Source organism: Cyanobium sp. Lug-B, assembly GCF_024345635.1.
Classification (GTDB): Bacteria; Cyanobacteriota; Cyanobacteriia; order PCC-6307; family Cyanobiaceae; genus Cyanobium; species Cyanobium minutissimum.
The window spans coordinates 18738-34757 of record NZ_JAGQBM010000007.1 but is presented as its reverse complement, the minus strand read 5'-3'; the positions used below and the strand labels follow the sequence as shown (position 1 = coordinate 34757).

Sequence of the window (16020 nt, the reverse complement as noted above, 5' to 3'; positions counted from 1 at the left end):
CATGAGCGATCGACGCCAGAGGATCCACACCCTGGTGCTGGCCCTTCTGGCCCACCAGAGTGACCTCGAGCTGCTCGATGACGACCGCTCCGGTCCCGGCGGCCATCCGCTCGGGAGCGGCGGGGACGCCGGCAACTGGCTGGAGCGCAACCGTCGCGTGGTGCAGCGCTACCAGTCGCTGGTGCGCAGCGCCGTGACCCTCGATGCCCTGATCGAGCAGGAACTGGGCAGCGATCAGCTGGGCGGCGGCGCCGGCCCCGGCTGAGCCTCGAGGAAGGCCATCAGGCGCGGATAGAGCAGCAGGGCGCCCGCGTTGGTGAGGTGGGTCTCGTCGCTGTAGAGCAGCGTCCCGGCGCGGACACTGGAGCAGACCGCCTGCGACGGAGGGCAGATGCTGTCGAAGGGGCTGAACAGGCGGGTGCCGGCCAGATCCCGGATGGACCGCTCCTGCAGGCGCTGGGCCGGGGCGATGGCGGCCAGCTCCTGCCGGCGGGGCCGCAGCACAGGCTGGCACTGGGGACCCAGGGACCAGGCGGGACGGAACCATTCCGCCTGGCAGAGGGTGAGCGGGCCGCCGATCTTCTCCTGGGGGAAGGTGGGCAGGGGGCCGAACACCACCAGTGCCCCGCCGGCGCGGCTCACCGCGGCATCGAAGCGGCGCAGGGCAGCGGTGTAGGAGGCCTCGGCGCTGCGGAGGGCCGCCCCCCGGGCACCCTCCAGGTAGCCGGCCAGATTCGACACCAGCACGACCCGGTCCCCGGGCCGCAGGCGGGCCAGCACCCGGCGCTCCTCGTTGTCGGCGTAGGGCCGGCAGCGGCGGTAGCGGGCCGGCACCGGGGCGCCCTCCCCCCAGCGGGAGAAGAAGGGCACCGGACAGCCGCCCCGGGCCATGAAGGCCACGTTGAAACGGCCGCTGGCGAGCAGCTTCTCCCCCAGGGGGATCAGCACGTGGGTGTGGCTGTCCCCCAGGAAGAACAGGGTGGGAAGGTCCTTCCCCTTCGCTGCCAGGGCCAGGCAGGGGTCGGGACCATCGCCCCCGGCGACCGGATCGGTGGGCTCCTGGAAGCAGTGGACCGTGTCGACGGTCGTGCCGCCGATGCGCTTCATGTTGGCCGTGGTGCCGACGGTGTGGCGGCGCTCACCGACGAAGAGCCGGCCCTGCAGGGGCTCCTGCAGGCCCGCACTGAAGGCGGCGACCAGCACGGTCATGGCCGGGTAGGCGAGGCCCGAGCGACCCAGGCCGGGGATGGCGGGGTGGCCGTAGCGGAACAGGCACTCGAGCCGGTAGGAGAGGGCGGTGCAGAGGGTGATCAGCACCAGCACCGGCAGCAGGGTGACGGCGTTGAACCCCACCGTCCAGCGGGCCAGCACAATCACCGGCCAGTGCCACAGATAGAGCGAGTAGGACACCATGCCGATGGCCAGGCAGACGGGGTGGCACAGCCAGCGGCCGAGGCCCCCGGCGGGCCGGAGCAGCAGCAGCAGCGCCGCCGTCAGCACCGTGATCCCCAGGGTGGTGCCCAGCCGCCAGGCCTCCGGCAACAGCAGCAGGGCCAGCAACGCCACCAGGGCCACGGTGGCCAGGGGCTGGCGCCAGCGGGGCAGCGCCAGCCGCTGGCCCAGGTCGCGGGCGCTGCCGCTGCCGCGATGGAGCAGGTAGGCGCCGCAACCCGCCGTCAGTTCCCAGAACCGGGCGGTGGTGAGGAAGAAGGCCCGCTCGCCGTTGCCGCCCAGGCTCAGGCCCAGATAGAGCGCCAGGGACAGGGCCAGCAGCAGCAGGCTGCCCAGCTTGAGCCGCCGCAGCGTGCCGGCGCCGGAGCCGGCCACCCCCAGGCCGCAGAGCAGCAGCACCGCCGGCCAGACCAGATAGAACTGCTCCTCCACCCCCAGCGACCAGGTGTGCATGAAGGCGTTGAAGTGGTTGTCGGTGGCGAAGTAGTTCGAGCCCTGCCGGAGCAGATAGAGATTGGAGACGCCGAACAGGGCGGCCAGGCCGGTGCGCATCACCGGTGCGAAGAAATCATCGAGCGGCGAAACCACCATCGAGAACAGGGCCGAGACGACGGCGATGTTCACCACCAGCGCCGGCATCAGCCGCCGGATGCGGCGTCCATAGAAACGGCGCAGGAACTGCCAGCGGCTGCCGTCCCGCCGCGCCAGCAGCGACGACGTCACCACGTAGCCCGAGATCACGAAGAAGATGTCCACCCCGAGGAAGCCCCCCGGCAGCCAGCGGGGATCAAGGTGGTTGATCAGCACGGCGAGGACGGCCACGGCCCGCAGGCCGTCGATCTCGGGCCGGTAGGCCCTCGAGCGCTGCGGCGGCTGGAGGCCCGCGCCGAAAAGCCGCACCAGAGAATTCACGCCGCCCCGACGATTGCAGGCAGGGTAATGGCGATCTGGACGGGCCCTCGCTGAGGGGCCAGCTCTGACAAGCTGGGCCCACCTCGTCTGGCCCCATGGCGCCCTTCGGCCTCTCCGCTCTCCAGAACCTGCGGCGCGGCAGGAATCCCTGGCAGCCTCCCGAGGCCAGCTGGTCGCGGCCCTTCGGCCAGGGCTGGAGCCAGCCCTACACGGTGCGCTACGCCAGCAACCTCGACGACGGCCCCAACCACGGCATGCCCCTGGGGGGCTTCGGAGCCGGCTGCCTGGGGCGGGGCATCGACGGCGCCTTCAACCTCTGGCACCTCGACGGCGGCGAGCACTGGTTCGGCGTGCTGCCCGACTGCCAGTTCGCCCTGTTCGAGAGGGACAGCGACGGGCGCCGGGCCCATGCCCTGGCCACGCAGCCCGAGGGCGACGCTTCCCGTCCGGGGAGTGGCCCACCCCTTTCAGCCTGGAGCTGGTATCCCGCCGCCACGCCGGAGCAGCCGAGCGGCACCGTGGCGGTGCGCTACCCGATCAGCTCGCACCACTACGCCTCCGTGTTCAGCGCTGACGTGCGCTGTGAGGCCTTCAGCCCGATCCTTCCAGGGGACTACCGGCGCACCAGTTACCCCGTCGCCGTCTTCGCCTGGACGTTCAGCAACCCAACGAACCAGCCGCTGGATCTGTCCCTGCTGCTGAGCTGGCGCAACACCGTCGGCTGGTTCACCAACACCGACCCGGCGGCGGAGGTCCACTTCCGGGATGACGGCAGCCCGGAGCACAACTACGTGCCGGCGATCGGCCGCGGCAAGGGGCAGCGCAACCGCTGGGTCGACGGGGCCGGCCTCAAGGGTCTGCTGCTGGAGGGGGAGCGCTCCCAGCCCCTGGCCGAGGGTGAAGGGCAGTGGTGTCTGGCGGTGCCCGACGGGGCGGCGCTGAACCACCCGGGGCTGGAGGTGTTCCGGTGCAGCCGCTGGGATCCCAGCGGCGACGGGGCCGAACTCTGGGAACCCTTCAGCCGCGACGGCGCGATCCCCGACAGCGACAACGACCGCCGCAGCACCGGCGACGATCCCCTCAGCGCCGCCCTGGCGGTGCGCTTCCGCCTGGAGCCCGGGGCCGCGCTCGAGCTGCCGGTGGTGATCAGCTGGGACCTGCCGGTGACGGCCTTCGCTACCGGCACCCGGGCCCTGCGCCGCTACACCGACTTCTTCGGCACCGATGGCGAGAGCGCTGCGGCCATCGCCGGCGAAGCCCTGGCCGACTGGCGCGACTGGCACGCCGCGATCGAAGCCTGGCAGGCGCCGGTGGCGGGGCGCCACGACCTGCCGGAACCCCTGCGCATGGCGCTGCTCAACGAGCTCTACGACCTGGCCAGCGGCGGCAGCCTCTGGACAGCCGCCAGCCCCGGCGATCCCGTGGGCCGCTTCGGGGTGCTCGAGTGCCTCGACTACGCCTGGTACGAAAGCCTCGACGTGCGGCTGTACGGCTCCTTCGCCCTGCTGCAGCTCTGGCCCGAGCTCGACAAGGCGGTGCTGCGCAGCTTCGCCCGCGCCATCCCGGCCGCCGATCCGACTCCGCGGCCGATCGGCTGGTACTTCACCCAGGGGCGGGGCCGGGTGGAGGCCCCCCGCAAGGTGGCCGGCGCCACCCCCCACGACCTCGGGGCCCCCAACGAGCGCCCCTTCGACGCCACCAACTACACCGCCTACCAGGACTGCAACCTCTGGAAGGACCTGGCCAGCGATTTCGTGCTGCAGGTCTGGCGCACTTACCGCCTGGCCCCCAGCGGCCCGGACATCGCCTTCCTGGCGGACTGCTGGCCGGCGGCGGTGACCGCCCTGGACTACCTCAAGCGCTTCGACGTCAACGACGACGGACTGCCCGACAACGGCGGTGCCCCGGACCAGACCTTCGACGACTGGCCCCTGCAGGGGGTGAGCGCCTACTGCGGCGCCCTCTGGATCGCCGCCCTGGAGGCCGCCCTGGCCATCGGCCAGCAACTGCAGCTGGAGCTGGGGCTCGACACCGCCGAGGAGCAGCGGCGCTTCGGCGGCTGGCTGGAGCAGTCCCGAACCCATTTCGATGCCCTGCTCTGGAACGGCGAGTACTACGCCATCGATGCCGGCAGCGGCACCCCGGTGGTCATGGCCGACCAGCTCTGCGGCGACTTCTACGCCCGCCTGCTGGGGCTGCCGCCGGTGGTGGCCGACGAGCGGGCCCGCTCGGCCCTGAACGCGATCCGCCAGGCCTGCTTCGAGTCCTTCGAGGGGGGCCGCCTCGGGGTGGCCAACGGGCTGCGCCGCGACGGCACCCCCCTCGATCCGAAGGGCACCCATCCCCTGGAGGTCTGGACCGGGATCAACTTCGGTCTGGCCGCCTATTACCGGCTGATGGACCAGACCGCCACCGCCCTCGCCATCACCGGGGCCGTCGTGCACCAGGTGTACGAGGGGGGCCTGCAGTTCCGCACCCCGGAGGCCATCACCGCCGCCGGCACGTTCCGCGCCTGCCACTATCTGCGGGCCATGGCGATCTGGGCCCTCTGGGCCACCCACACCGGCTGGCAGCCGATCCCCGGCGCCGATCGCCAGCCATGAACCACCGGACCGGCGGGCTGATCGACGTTCTGCTGCTGGCGCCCCTGCTGGCCCTGATCCTGGCTGTGACCCCGGCGCCGGCCCTGGCCCAGGTCCATGCCCACCCCGATGCCCAGGGCACGCCGGTGGTGCGCAGCCTCGAGAGCCTGCGCGACCTCGACGATCAGAGCTGGCAGGTGGTGGCCTACCGGGAAGGGCCGCCGGGGGGACCGCTGCGGCTGCGGATCGTCGGCTACCCCGGCAAGGTGCGCCTGGACCATCCCACCGCCCTCGAGGTGCGCAGCGGCCGGCTGCGCTGGGACCTGGAGGACGTCACCCTGGCCAGCGCCGCCCTCGCCGGCGACACCCGTTCCGCCGCAGCCGAATTTGATCTGGCGCCGCTGCTGGCCGATCTGGACCGCGACCGCCCCCTGCGGCTGCGGCTGCCACGGGTGTTCAGTGAACTGGCGGTGCCCCCCTACGTGGTGGCCGAATGGCGCACCCTCCCGGACGCCCCTGCCCCATGAGCCCCGGCTGCCCCTGGCGCCGGTGGATGGCCCGGGCGCTGCAGCTGGCCGCCCTCGCCGAGGGGCGCACCAGCCCCAATCCCCTGGTGGGAGCCCTGGTGCTCGACGCCGACGGGACGCTGGTGGGAGAGGGATTCCATGCCCGTGCCGGCGAGGCCCATGCGGAGGTGGGGGCCCTGGCCCAGGCGGGCGAACGGGCCCGGGGCGGCACCCTGGTCGTGACCCTGGAACCCTGCTGCCACCACGGCCGCACCCCCCCCTGCAGCGAGGCGGTGCTCGCCGCCGGCATCGCCCGTGTGGTGCTGGCCATGGCCGACCCCAACCCGCGGGTGGCCGGCGGCGGCATCACCCGGCTGCGGGACGGAGGCCTGGAGGTGATCGAAGGGGTGATGGAAGCCGAGGCGCGCCGCCTCAACCGGCCCTTTCTGCATCGGATCGCCACCGGCCGGCCCCTGGGGATCCTCAAATGGGCCATGAGCCTGGATGGGCGCACGGCGCTCCCCAACGGCGTCAGCCAGTGGATCAGCGGCCCGGGGGCCCGGGACTGGGTGCACCACCTGCGGGCCCGCTGCGATGCGGTGATCGTGGGGGGCGGCACGGTGCGGGCCGACGACCCCCTGCTCACCAGCCGGGGGCGGCGCACCCCGGAGCCGCTGCGGGTGGTGCTCAGCCGCGGCCTGGATCTGCCGGCGGCGGCCCAGCTGTGGGATCCGGCTCCGGCAGCGACGCTGCTGGTCCATGGGCCGGAGGCGCCGCAGGATCGCCGCGACCGGTTCGATCGGCTGGGGGTGGAGCGCCTGGCCCTGGAGGCCTGCGAACCGGCGGCGCTGGCGATCGCCCTGGCCCGGCGGGGCTGCAACCGGGTGCTGTGGGAATGCGGGCCGGTGCTGGCGGCGGCGGCCCTGCACCAGGGCTGCGTGCAGCAGCTGGCCGCGGTGATCGCACCGACACTGCTCGGTGGCCTCCCCGCCCGCACACCCCTGGCGGACCTCGGCCTGGAGAACCTGGAGGACGGCTGGGCCCTGTCGGAGGCGGCCACCGGCTGGCTGGGCCGGGACCTCCTCTGGCAGGGTGCTGTGGTCGGTCCCACCTGAGGGGCACGGCCATGGCCGCCTTCCGCCCTCTCCCCTTGTCAGCCCTGAAGATATGGGCGGCACGACATCTGCTCGGCTGGAGGGTGGCGCAGCGGGCCTGGGGCCTGCACCGCTGGCTGGGGCTGCAACGGCGGAAATGGCGACTGAGCCTCCCCGCGGCGGCACCGTCCTTCCGCCTGTCGCGGTGGTACGGACGGACGGGGAACAACATCCAGCAGCTGATCGTGGTGATCGCCCATGCCGAAGCCTTCCGGGGATCGGTGCAGGTGGACGAGGACTTCATCCAGTCCGGGCCGCTGCGCAACATCGTGAACGCCTTCAGCCTTGACTTTCAGGTCGACAGCGCTGCCGCAGCCAGGACCCATCTGTCTGGCCTCTTCTTTCACTACATGGAGTACGGGTTTTCTCGCTCCGACCACCGACGCATGGCCTTTGCCAACGGCGACAAACCACGGCGTGATTCCGTTCTCGGGCGTCAGTACATCCGCCGACAGGCGCACCGCATCGCCCGTGCCCATCTGGCCCCACACATCCTCAGGCCGCCACCGGGCACGTTTTCAGAGGCTCAACTCGAGAGCACGCTGGTGATTCATCTGCGTGGCGGTGATGTGGCGAATCTGACGAATCCGTACTACATCACCAACCCTCTCCACTTCTATCGAGAGCTCCGCCAGCGGCACCGCAGGGCCATCATCGTGACGGAACCAGGCTCCAGCCATCCCTTGCTGGAAGCCGTGCTGTCGTTGTTCGCCGACCATGACGTTGTCACCGGATCCGTCGAAGACGATTTCCAGCTGCTGCGGCACGCCACCCATCTGGCCACCTCCGGAGTGGGCACCTTCGCGGTGGCAGCCGCCCTGCTTTCCGAGCGCCTCCGCCGCTTCCACTGCACGGATGTCTTCCTGAACGAACATCTGAACCCCCACATGCTCGACGCCGATCGGGTGACCGTGGAGATGCTGCGGCTCCCCGGCTACGTCAAGGCCTGGCGGCGCTCCAGCGACCGCCTCAAGCTGCTGCACCACTGGCGACCCCCGACGGCGGCAGGGGCCGCGCCAGGGATCAGCGCAGTTCCGGGTGCCGGGGATCCCCCTTGAACGGTCCCTCCACGGCGCTGGTGATCCAGCCGCCGTAGAACCCGCCGGGCTGGGGGACCACTCTCTCCCCGTCCACCCAGCAGCCATCCATCAGCGCCGGGTAGCAGGCCAGCCAGCCGGCCAACGGCGTGAATGCCGGGGTGGGTGAGGGGTAACTCCACAGCGCCCGCCGCAGGCGACGCTCACCGCCTTCGCCGTCCGGGGCCACCAGGTCGAAGTAGCGGGCCACGCCCTTCCACTCGCAGTAGCTGGAGCCAGGCGCGGGCTCCAGCAGGGTCCGGTCCACGTCCTCCGGGCAGAGATAGAAGACCGGGGGGTGAAAGGTTTCGAGCACCCGCAGGCTGCGCCGGGTGTCACACAGCAGCCGCCCCAGGGCCTCCACCCGCACGTGCTGGCGGCACTCCACCAAGGCCGGGGGCCGGGGATAGCTGGCGACGGACTCGGCCATGGCCATCAGCCGGGGATGAAGTGGCGCAGCCGTCGCGCCTCGGCCCCGGCCCGCGCCTGCAGCTCCTCGTCGCTGAGGCTCGCCTCGGCCCGTTGCTGGGCGGCGATCACATCCGCCTCGTCGACGGCGAAACCGGCGCCGCGGGCCAGGGCCAGAAAGGCTGCCAGATCGGGGGGATCGGCCGGGTCATGGAGACGGCGATCAAGGGCGGCATCGGCGCGGGCGTGGGCCAGGAAGGCATCCAGCTGGTCGAGGCTCATGGGACCGGCATCGGGGCCGTACCTCTTTAGCGGCCCGCCGGATCGTCCGCGGCGGCAGCCAGCAGATCGAGCTGAACGGCGGCCTGGGGCGGCGCCTCCAGCTTCACCGCCTCCCACGGGGCCGGGTCCCAGGGCGCCATCAGGGGTTCCAGGGCCCGCAGGGACGGACCGTCGACGGACTCCAGCCACGCCTCCTCCAGCCCGTCGGGGATCACCACCGGCATCCGGTCGTGCACCCGGGCCAGCAGATCGTTGGGGGCGGTGGTGAGCACGACGCAGGTCTCGAGCTCTCCCCCATCGGCCCCCAGCCAGCGGTCCCAGAGCCCGCCGAGCCAGAAGGGGCGCCGATCCCGCCGCCGGAACAGCCAGGGCTGCTTCACGGCACGGCCGTCCACCGTCTTCGTCTGCCATTCGTAGAAGCCGTCGGCGGGGATCAGGGCCCGGCGGTGGCGCCAGGCGCCGCGGAAGAAGGGTTTCTCCGCCACCGTCTCGCTGCGGGCGTTGATGGGTCGGCGGCGACCCGCCGGGTCAGGGCACCAGTCCGGCACCAGCCCCCACAGGGCCAGGGCCACCTCCAGGCGGCCGTGCTCCTGGCGCTGCAGCAGCACGGGCTCCCCCGGCCGCACCTGGGTCCGGGGGGCGTAATGGTCCTCCAGCCCCGGGGGCAGCGGGCCCTTCAGCCGGGGCAGCAGCTGGTCGAGGCGGGTGGCCAGGGAGTAGCGGCCGCACATGGGGGGTGGGAAGCCGAGGGCGGGGCGTTCGGTTCTCCCGACCGGGGGTGGGAACGGCGGGTGACGACCAGACCTAGCTTGGGCCCATTCGACGTTGCGCGCAGCATGGCCATCCGTCAGGACGACAACCGCCCCACCCGGAGATTCGGCATCGTCAACCTGCTCCTGATCGGCTTCGGTGTGCTGCTGCTGTTCAGCAACTTCCTGCCCAACCCCGCCACCCAGGTGCCCCGGGTCCCCTACTCCCTGTTCATCGACCAGGTGAACGACGGCAACGTCAAGCGGGCGTACATCACCCAGGACCAGATCCGCTACGAGCTGACCAAGCCGCCGGAGGAGGGCGCCCCCACGGTGCTCTCCACCACGCCGATCTTTGACATGGAGCTGCCCCAGCGGCTGGAGCAGCACGGCGTCGAGTTCGCCGCGGCGCCGCCGAAGCGGCCCAGCTTCATCACCACGGCCCTCAGCTGGGTGGTGCCGCCGCTGATCTTCATCCTGGTGCTGCAGTTCTTCGCCCGCCGCAGCGGCATGGGCGGCGGCGCCCAGGGGGCCCTGAGCTTCACCAAGTCGAAGGCCAAGGTCTACGTGCCCGACGAAGAGTCCCGGGTCACCTTCGCCGATGTGGCCGGGGTCGATGAGGCCAAGACCGAGCTCACCGAGATCGTCGACTTCCTCAAGACGCCGCAGCGCTACATGGACATCGGCGCCCGCATCCCCAAGGGCGTGCTGCTGGTGGGCCCACCCGGCACCGGCAAGACCCTGCTCTCCAAGGCCGTGGCCGGGGAAGCCAGCGTGCCGTTCTTCATCATCTCCGGCTCCGAATTCGTCGAGCTGTTCGTGGGGGCCGGTGCCGCCCGCGTGCGCGACCTGTTCGAGGAGGCCAAGAAGAAGGCGCCCTGCATCATCTTCATCGACGAGCTGGACGCCATCGGCAAGAGCCGCTCGGGCTCCATGGGCGTGGTGGGCGGCAACGACGAGCGGGAGCAGACCCTCAACCAGCTGCTCACCGAGATGGACGGCTTCACCGCCCAGGACAAGCCGGTGATCGTGCTGGCGGCCACCAACCAGCCGGAAACCCTGGATGCCGCCCTGCTGCGGCCGGGCCGCTTCGACCGCCAGGTGCTAGTGGACCGTCCCGACCTGTCCGGCCGCAAGATGATCCTCGACATCTACGGCAAGAAGGTGAAGCTGGCCGAGGGGGTGGATCTGGACAAGATCGCCCAGGCCACCAGCGGCTTCGCCGGCGCCGATCTGGCCAACCTGGTCAACGAGGCCGCCCTGCTGGCGGCCCGGGCCTATCGCACCACCGTGGAGCAGGCCGACCTCAACGAAGCCATCGAACGGGTGGTGGCGGGCCTGGAGAAGAAGAGCCGGGTGCTGCAGCCCGACGAGAAGAAGGTGGTGGCCTACCACGAGGTGGGCCACGCGATCGTGGGGCACCTGATGCCCGGCGGCAGCAAGGTGGCCAAGATCTCGATCGTGCCCCGGGGCATGGCGGCCCTCGGCTACACCCTGCAGCTGCCCACCGAGGAGCGGTTCCTCAACTCCAAGGAAGATCTCGAAGGCCAGATCGCCACCCTCCTGGGCGGTCGCTCCGCCGAGGAGGTGGTCTTCGGTGAGGTCACCACCGGCGCCGCCAACGACCTGCAGCGGGCCACCGACATCGCCGAGCAGATGATCGGCACCTACGGCATGAGCGAGACCCTCGGCCCCCTCGCCTACGACAAGCAGGGCGGCAGCCGCTTCCTGGGGGGCAACTCCAACCCCCGTCGGGCCGTCAGCGACGCCACCGCCCTGGAGATCGACAAGGAGGTGCGCGGTCTGGTGGATCGGGCCCACGAACGGGCCCTGGCGATCCTGCACCACAACCGCGAGCTGCTGGAGACCATCTCCCACAAGATCCTCGAGAAGGAAGTGATCGAAGGTGACGAGCTCAAGCAGCTGCTGGCCTCCAGCCAGCTGCCGGATGCGACGGTGCTCGAGGGAGCCGCCGTTTGAGGGGGAATCGGGGAGGGAACGCGACCTAGATTCCCTCCCAACGTTTCAACGTTTCCAGGTGATGGCCGACCCGACAGATCCGTCGGACCCGACACACCTGAAGCACCAGTCCTCACGTTGGTTGCCGCCAGCGCTGACCGCTCTCCTGATCCTGTTCTGCCTCACGATGGCGGGCCAGGGTCTGACAACCGCCTACTCCTACTGGTCGGATGAGCTCTGGTCCATGGCCGCCAGTCAGTCCGACTGGGGGGTGTTGCTCCATGACTGGCTGATCCCCGACGTCCATCCCCCCCTGTATCAGCTCCTGCTGAAGCTCTGGATCGGGGTCTTCGGCACCGGCGAGCCCGCCACCCGCAGCCTCAGCTTTCTGATCGCCGCCCTGGGCCTGGTGGCAGCGGCCCTGGGCAGTTCAGGGCGAGGGGCAGGCCGGCGCCTGTTCACGGTGGCCTTCCTGGGCACCAGCCCCGCCTTTCTCTTCTATGCCCAGGAGACGCGCAGTTACGCGCTCTCGATGCTGCTCTCGACGCTGATGCTGGGCACGGCCCTGCTATTGCGCCAGCGAACAGGACGTCACGAGGGCGCCTTGCGCTGTGGGTTCGCGATCTCCGCTCTGCTCCTGTCCCTGACCCACTACTTCTCCCTGATCTTCGTGGTGGTGGTTCTGGCGGTCGTCACCGCCGAGGGAACGGTCTTCCGATCGCGGAGCCATGCGATCCCCCTGCTGCTGCTCCTGATGCTGTGGCCGCTCAGCCACGCCGTGCTGAGCCCCCCCGCCGAGAATTTCACCCGCATCGACTGGATCGAGGTCACGCCCATCAGCGGCACGATCACCCAGTTCCTTGCGGGAACGCTGCCGCTGCTCGATCCGCGACAGGGCCCGCGAGGCCTGCTGATCCTGATCGGCCTCGTCGGCGGCATCGGAGCCGCCACCCTTCCCCTGCTCCACCGCGGAGCCTCCAACCGCAAGGCACCCGAGACGGGGGAGGCCCGCTTCCTGCTGACGCTAATCCTCGCCTTCCTGGCACTCATTCTGGCGATCGATCCGTTCCGGCCGCTGTCGCAGAGCCGCTACTACATCGTGGTGCTGCCAGCCCTGGCCTACCTGGTGGGAATCGGCTGGGACCTCAGCGTCGGCCTCGGCCGCGTTCGTCGCGTCGCCCTGGCCAGCCTGCTCTGCGCTGTGATGCTGCTGCAGCTGCGAATCGGCACCCAGCACCTGGCCGTCAAGCAAGGACCCCTGGAGAACCACAAGCTTCTGGGCAGCTTCGTGGTCGATAGCGATCTCTGCCGGAAGGGCGAAGGATGCTGGTCCAGCGGATGGTTCCTGGAGGCGCTCACGGCCACCTATTTCAGCTCCCGCGAGCTGATGGCGTTCGATCCCGGCACGCCACTGGCCCAGACGCGGCTGGATCGTCCGCTGCTCGGCTTCCGCAGGGCCTATCCGAGGCTGAAGGGCCTCATCGCCAACAACCCCGCCCTGGCCTGCTGGGAGGCACCTGGGTCCTGGAAGGCCACATCCTTCATCCTGCTGCCCCGCACCAGCCCGGCGCAACCGGCGCGCCACGGCCTTCGTCCCTGCCCTTGATGTGGTGGGCCTGAATCAGGCCTAATGTCCCGGCACTGGTCTCCTGCAGCGGTGTGATGGTGGTCGGGACAGAGCCTCCGGGTCCCCCAGCCGCCACCCGACCGCTCCAGCGCCCGCCCCATCGGCTCCTGACCGCCGTTCTGATCCTCGGCTGCCTCTGGGCCGCCGGACAGGGCCTGACAACGGCCTATTCCTACTGGTCCGATGAGATCTGGTCGGTGGCCGCCAGCAGCGCCGACTGGGGTGTGCTGATCCGGGACTGGCTGCTCCCCGACACCCATCCGCCCCTCTATCAGGTCCTGCTGAAGCTCTGGATCGGGGTCTTCGGCCAAGGGGAAACCGCCACCCGCAGCCTCAGCTTTCTGATCGCGGCCCTCGGCCTGGGGATTGCCGCTCTGTGCAGTTCCGGGCGCGGCAGCGGCCGCCGTCTGGCGACCGTGGCCTTCCTCGGCACCAGCCCCTCCTTTCTCTTCTATGCCCAGGAGGCGCGCAGTTACGCCCTCTCCTTGGCGCTGTCGACGCTGATGCTGGGCACGGCCCTGCTGCTGCGTCAGCAAAGGGGACACCACGAGGCCGCCCTGCGCTGGGGATTCCGGCTCGCCTGCGTGCTGCTGTCCCTGACGCACTATTTCTCGCTGCTGTTCGTGCTGGTGGTGCTGGCGGTGAGCAGCGTCGATGGGCAGGTGCTGCGGCGGCGGCGGGAAGCGGCCGTCCTGGGGCTGCTGCTGCTGCTGCCGCCCCTCGCCCATGGCCTGGTCAGCCCGGTGGGCGCCAAGTTCCAACGGATCGACTGGATCGAGGTGGAGCCGGTCACCGGCACCCTGAGGCAGTTCAGCCGCGGCCTGCTTCCCCTGCTGGACCTCCACCAGGGAACCCTGGCCCAGCTGGGCCTGCTCGGACTGGTGGTGGGGATCGGCTGCGCCTTCGGCTCCTGGCGGAACCTGCGCCGCTTCCTGATGGCGCCGACCCACCAGCTGCCCCAGTCCCTGGGGGAGGCCCGCTACCTGCTGCTGGTAATCGGCCTGTTCCTGGCTCTGATGCTGATGATCGATCCGATCAGGCCCATGAGCCAGGCCAGGTACACCATCGTGGTGCTGCCGGCCGTGGCCTACCTGGTGGGCACGGGCTGGGAGCTGACCGCCAGTCTGGGCCGCTTCCGCCGCAGCTCGCTGGCCGTTCTGCTGGTGGCCGTGCTGCTGCTGCAGCTGCAGATCGGGCAGCGGATGCTGGCGGACAAACGGGCACCACTGGAGAACTATCGGGCCATGGCGGCCTTCGTGAACAGCACCGGCGTCTGTGAGGGCGGCTGTTGGAGCACGGGCTGGCGCCCCGATGCCCTGATGGGCACCTACTTCCGGCCCGGCCAGCTGCGGGATCTGGAGCAGCGGGACCCAGCGGCCCCCGCCCCGCTGGAGCAGCCGCTGCTGGCGTTCCACGGCAGCCGGCAGGGGATGAAGGAACTGAGCGGTGCCAACCCGGCCATGGCCTGCTGGGAGGCACCGGGAGCCTGGCAGGCCAGGTCGTTCATCCTGCTGCCCCGCAGCAGCCCGGCGCAGCCGACACGCCACGGGCTGCGCCCCTGTCCCCCTTGACGTGGGGGGGGTCGATCTCGCATAAGGGTTCTTTGGGACGTGGGCCATGGTGTCCCCCTCAGCCCCGCTCGCCGCCCTCAGGGGCGGGGATCTGCTCTCCTCGGCCGACCTCGACGGTCCCCAGACCCTGGCGCTGCTGGAGCTGGCCCGCCAGCTGAAGAGCGGCGAGCGACGCATCGATCTTTCCGGCCGGGTGCTGGGGCTGATCTTCTCCAAGGCCTCCACCCGCACGCGGGTGAGCTTCATCGTCGCCATGGCCCGGCTGGGTGGCCAGACGATCGACCTCAACCCGGCCGTCACCCAGGTGGGCCGGGGCGAGCCGATCGCCGACACCGCCCGGGTGCTGAGCCGCTACTGCGATGCCCTGGCGATCCGCACCTTCGCCCAGGAGGACCTGGTCGACTACGCCCACTGGGCCTCGATCCCGGTGATCAACGCCCTCACCGACCTGGAGCACCCCTGCCAGGCCCTGGCCGATGCCCTGACGATCCAGGAGCGCTTCGGCCATGGCCCCACCGACCTGCACGGCCTCACCCTGGCCTACGTGGGGGACGGCAACAACATGGCCCACTCGTTGATGCTCGTCGGGGCCCTGATGGGGATGGACGTGCGCATCGGCAGCCCCGACGGCTTCGCCCCCAGCCCGGCGGTGGTGTCGCAGGCCCGGTCCCTGGCCGGCGGGCGGAGCTCGATCAGCGTGCTGCAGGACCCCGTGGCAACGGCCCGGGGGGCCCATGTGCTCTACACCGATGTGTGGGCGTCGATGGGGCAGGAGGAGGAGCAGGCCCAGCGGGAGCGGGCCTTCGCCGGCTGGTGCCTCGACGAGGACCTGCTGGCCGAGGCCGACCCACGGGCGATCGTGCTGCACTGTCTCCCCGCCCACCGCGGCGAGGAGATCAGCGCCGGGGTGATCGAGGGGGCCGCCAGCCGGGTGTTCGACCAGGCGGAGAACCGCCTGCACGTGCAGCAGGCCCTGCTCGCCACCCTGCTGGGGGGCGTCGGCGACTGAGGGCGCCACCGGCAGGCGCAAGCCCGGGCCTGGACAAACCGCGCGCGGGATGGCAGAAAGGGACTGGTTCATCCGTACTGCCCGTGGTCGCCACCCACCAGGAACTCACCGAGGCCCAGCGGCAGCTCTACGACTGGCTCGCCGACTACATCGGCAGCCACCGCCACAGCCCTTCGATCCGTCAGATGATGGAGGCCATGGGCCTGCGGTCGCCGGCGCCGATCCAGAGCCGCCTGCGCCACCTGCAGCAGAAGGGCTGGATCACCTGGCAGGAGGGCCAGGCGCGGACCCTGCAGCTGCTCGGCGAAAGCCACCCGGGCATCCCGGTGCTCGGGGCCGTGGCCGCCGGCGGCCTGGTGGAGACCTTCGACGACGTCCAGGATCACCTCGACCTGGCCCCGGTGCTCGACACCCGCGGCCTGTTCGCCCTCACCGTCAACGGCGACTCGATGGTGGACGCCCACATCGCCGATGGCGACGTGGTGCTGATGGAGCCGGTGGCCGACCCCTCCCGGCTGCGGGAGGGCACGATCGTGAGCGCCCTGGTGCCCGGCAGCGGCACCACCCTCAAGCACTTCCACCGCCAGGGGGCCCAGGTGCGGCTGGAGGCCGCCAACCCCGCCTACGCACCGATCCTCCTGCCCGCTGACCAGGTGAGCGTGCAGGGCCGTCTGGTGGCGGTCTGGCGTCAGGTCTGAAGGGACCGGGCCCGCACCCCCCACGTTGTAAGCTC

General features: G+C 70.9%; 14 protein-coding genes. 10 read left to right on the top strand and 4 right to left on the bottom strand.

Annotated features, from left to right (window positions below; translation table 11 throughout):
- The first annotated feature begins 1 nt into the window (after position 1).
- A complete protein-coding gene (locus KBY81_RS03015) occupies positions 2–265 on the top strand; it encodes a hypothetical protein (RefSeq protein WP_106220667.1) in 264 nt (87 codons plus the stop codon).
- Here KBY81_RS03015 and KBY81_RS03010 read toward each other — a convergent pair.
- Complete coding sequence (locus KBY81_RS03010; protein ID WP_254975555.1) at positions 235–2352, bottom strand: acyltransferase family protein; 2118 nt, start codon at positions 2350–2352, stop codon at positions 235–237. The genes KBY81_RS03015 and KBY81_RS03010 overlap by 31 nt on opposite strands.
- Positions 2353–2459: 107 nt before the next feature.
- Between KBY81_RS03010 and KBY81_RS03005 the strand changes: the two genes are divergently transcribed.
- The 4 genes from KBY81_RS03005 to KBY81_RS02990 are packed head-to-tail and all read left to right on the top strand — an operon-like array spanning position 2460 to position 7664.
- Positions 2460–4967, top strand: a complete 2508-nt coding sequence (locus KBY81_RS03005) for a GH116 family glycosyl hydrolase (protein WP_254975554.1) — start codon at positions 2460–2462, stop codon at positions 4965–4967.
- Positions 4964–5473: a DUF3122 domain-containing protein gene (locus tag KBY81_RS03000; protein WP_254973364.1), complete on the top strand. Its 510-nt coding sequence runs from the start codon at positions 4964–4966 to the stop codon at positions 5471–5473. Before KBY81_RS03005 ends, KBY81_RS03000 begins: the two co-directional genes overlap by 4 nt.
- Positions 5470–6567, top strand: coding sequence for a bifunctional diaminohydroxyphosphoribosylaminopyrimidine deaminase/5-amino-6-(5-phosphoribosylamino)uracil reductase RibD (ribD, locus tag KBY81_RS02995; protein WP_254975553.1), 1098 nt, complete (start codon positions 5470–5472; stop codon positions 6565–6567). Before KBY81_RS03000 ends, ribD begins: the two co-directional genes overlap by 4 nt.
- 11 nt (positions 6568–6578) lie before the next feature.
- Complete coding sequence (locus KBY81_RS02990; RefSeq protein WP_254975552.1) at positions 6579–7664, top strand: hypothetical protein; 1086 nt, start codon at positions 6579–6581, stop codon at positions 7662–7664.
- Here KBY81_RS02990 and KBY81_RS02985 read toward each other — a convergent pair.
- The 3 genes from KBY81_RS02985 to KBY81_RS02975 are packed head-to-tail and all read right to left on the bottom strand — an operon-like array spanning position 7630 to position 9103.
- Positions 7630–8112, bottom strand: a complete 483-nt coding sequence (locus KBY81_RS02985) for a DUF427 domain-containing protein (RefSeq protein WP_254975551.1) — start codon at positions 8110–8112, stop codon at positions 7630–7632. The genes KBY81_RS02990 and KBY81_RS02985 overlap by 35 nt on opposite strands.
- 5 nt (positions 8113–8117) lie before the next feature.
- Positions 8118–8372 carry a Nif11-like leader peptide family RiPP precursor gene (locus KBY81_RS02980; RefSeq protein ID WP_254956314.1) on the bottom strand — a complete coding sequence of 85 codons (255 nt, stop codon included), beginning with the start codon at positions 8370–8372 and terminating at the stop codon, positions 8118–8120.
- A gap of 26 nt (positions 8373–8398) precedes the next feature.
- Positions 8399–9103: an SOS response-associated peptidase gene (locus tag KBY81_RS02975; protein ID WP_254975550.1), complete on the bottom strand. Its 705-nt coding sequence runs from the start codon at positions 9101–9103 to the stop codon at positions 8399–8401.
- Positions 9104–9208: 105 nt separating this feature from the next.
- On the opposite strand from KBY81_RS02975, the gene ftsH reads away from it, so the two are divergent.
- The 5 genes from ftsH (at position 9209) to lexA (ending at position 15985) form a co-directional block, all read left to right on the top strand.
- The gene (ftsH, locus tag KBY81_RS02970; protein WP_106220659.1) at positions 9209–11101 is read left to right on the top strand and encodes an ATP-dependent zinc metalloprotease FtsH; all 1893 of its coding nucleotides are present in this window, start codon (positions 9209–9211) and stop codon (positions 11099–11101) included.
- Between the two features lie 121 nt (positions 11102–11222).
- Positions 11223–12686, top strand: coding sequence for a hypothetical protein (locus KBY81_RS02965; RefSeq protein WP_254975549.1), 1464 nt, complete (start codon positions 11223–11225; stop codon positions 12684–12686).
- 56 nt (positions 12687–12742) lie between these two features.
- Positions 12743–14278 carry a glycosyltransferase family 39 protein gene (locus KBY81_RS02960; protein WP_106220657.1) on the top strand — a complete coding sequence of 512 codons (1536 nt, stop codon included), beginning with the start codon at positions 12743–12745 and terminating at the stop codon, positions 14276–14278.
- 46 nt (positions 14279–14324) lie between these two features.
- Positions 14325–15287: an ornithine carbamoyltransferase gene (gene argF, locus KBY81_RS02955; protein WP_254975548.1), complete on the top strand. Its 963-nt coding sequence runs from the start codon at positions 14325–14327 to the stop codon at positions 15285–15287.
- An 83-nt stretch (positions 15288–15370) separates the two neighbouring features.
- Positions 15371–15985, top strand: coding sequence for a transcriptional repressor LexA (lexA, locus tag KBY81_RS02950; RefSeq protein WP_106220655.1), 615 nt, complete (start codon positions 15371–15373; stop codon positions 15983–15985).
- Positions 15986–16020: the final 35 nt, after the last annotated feature.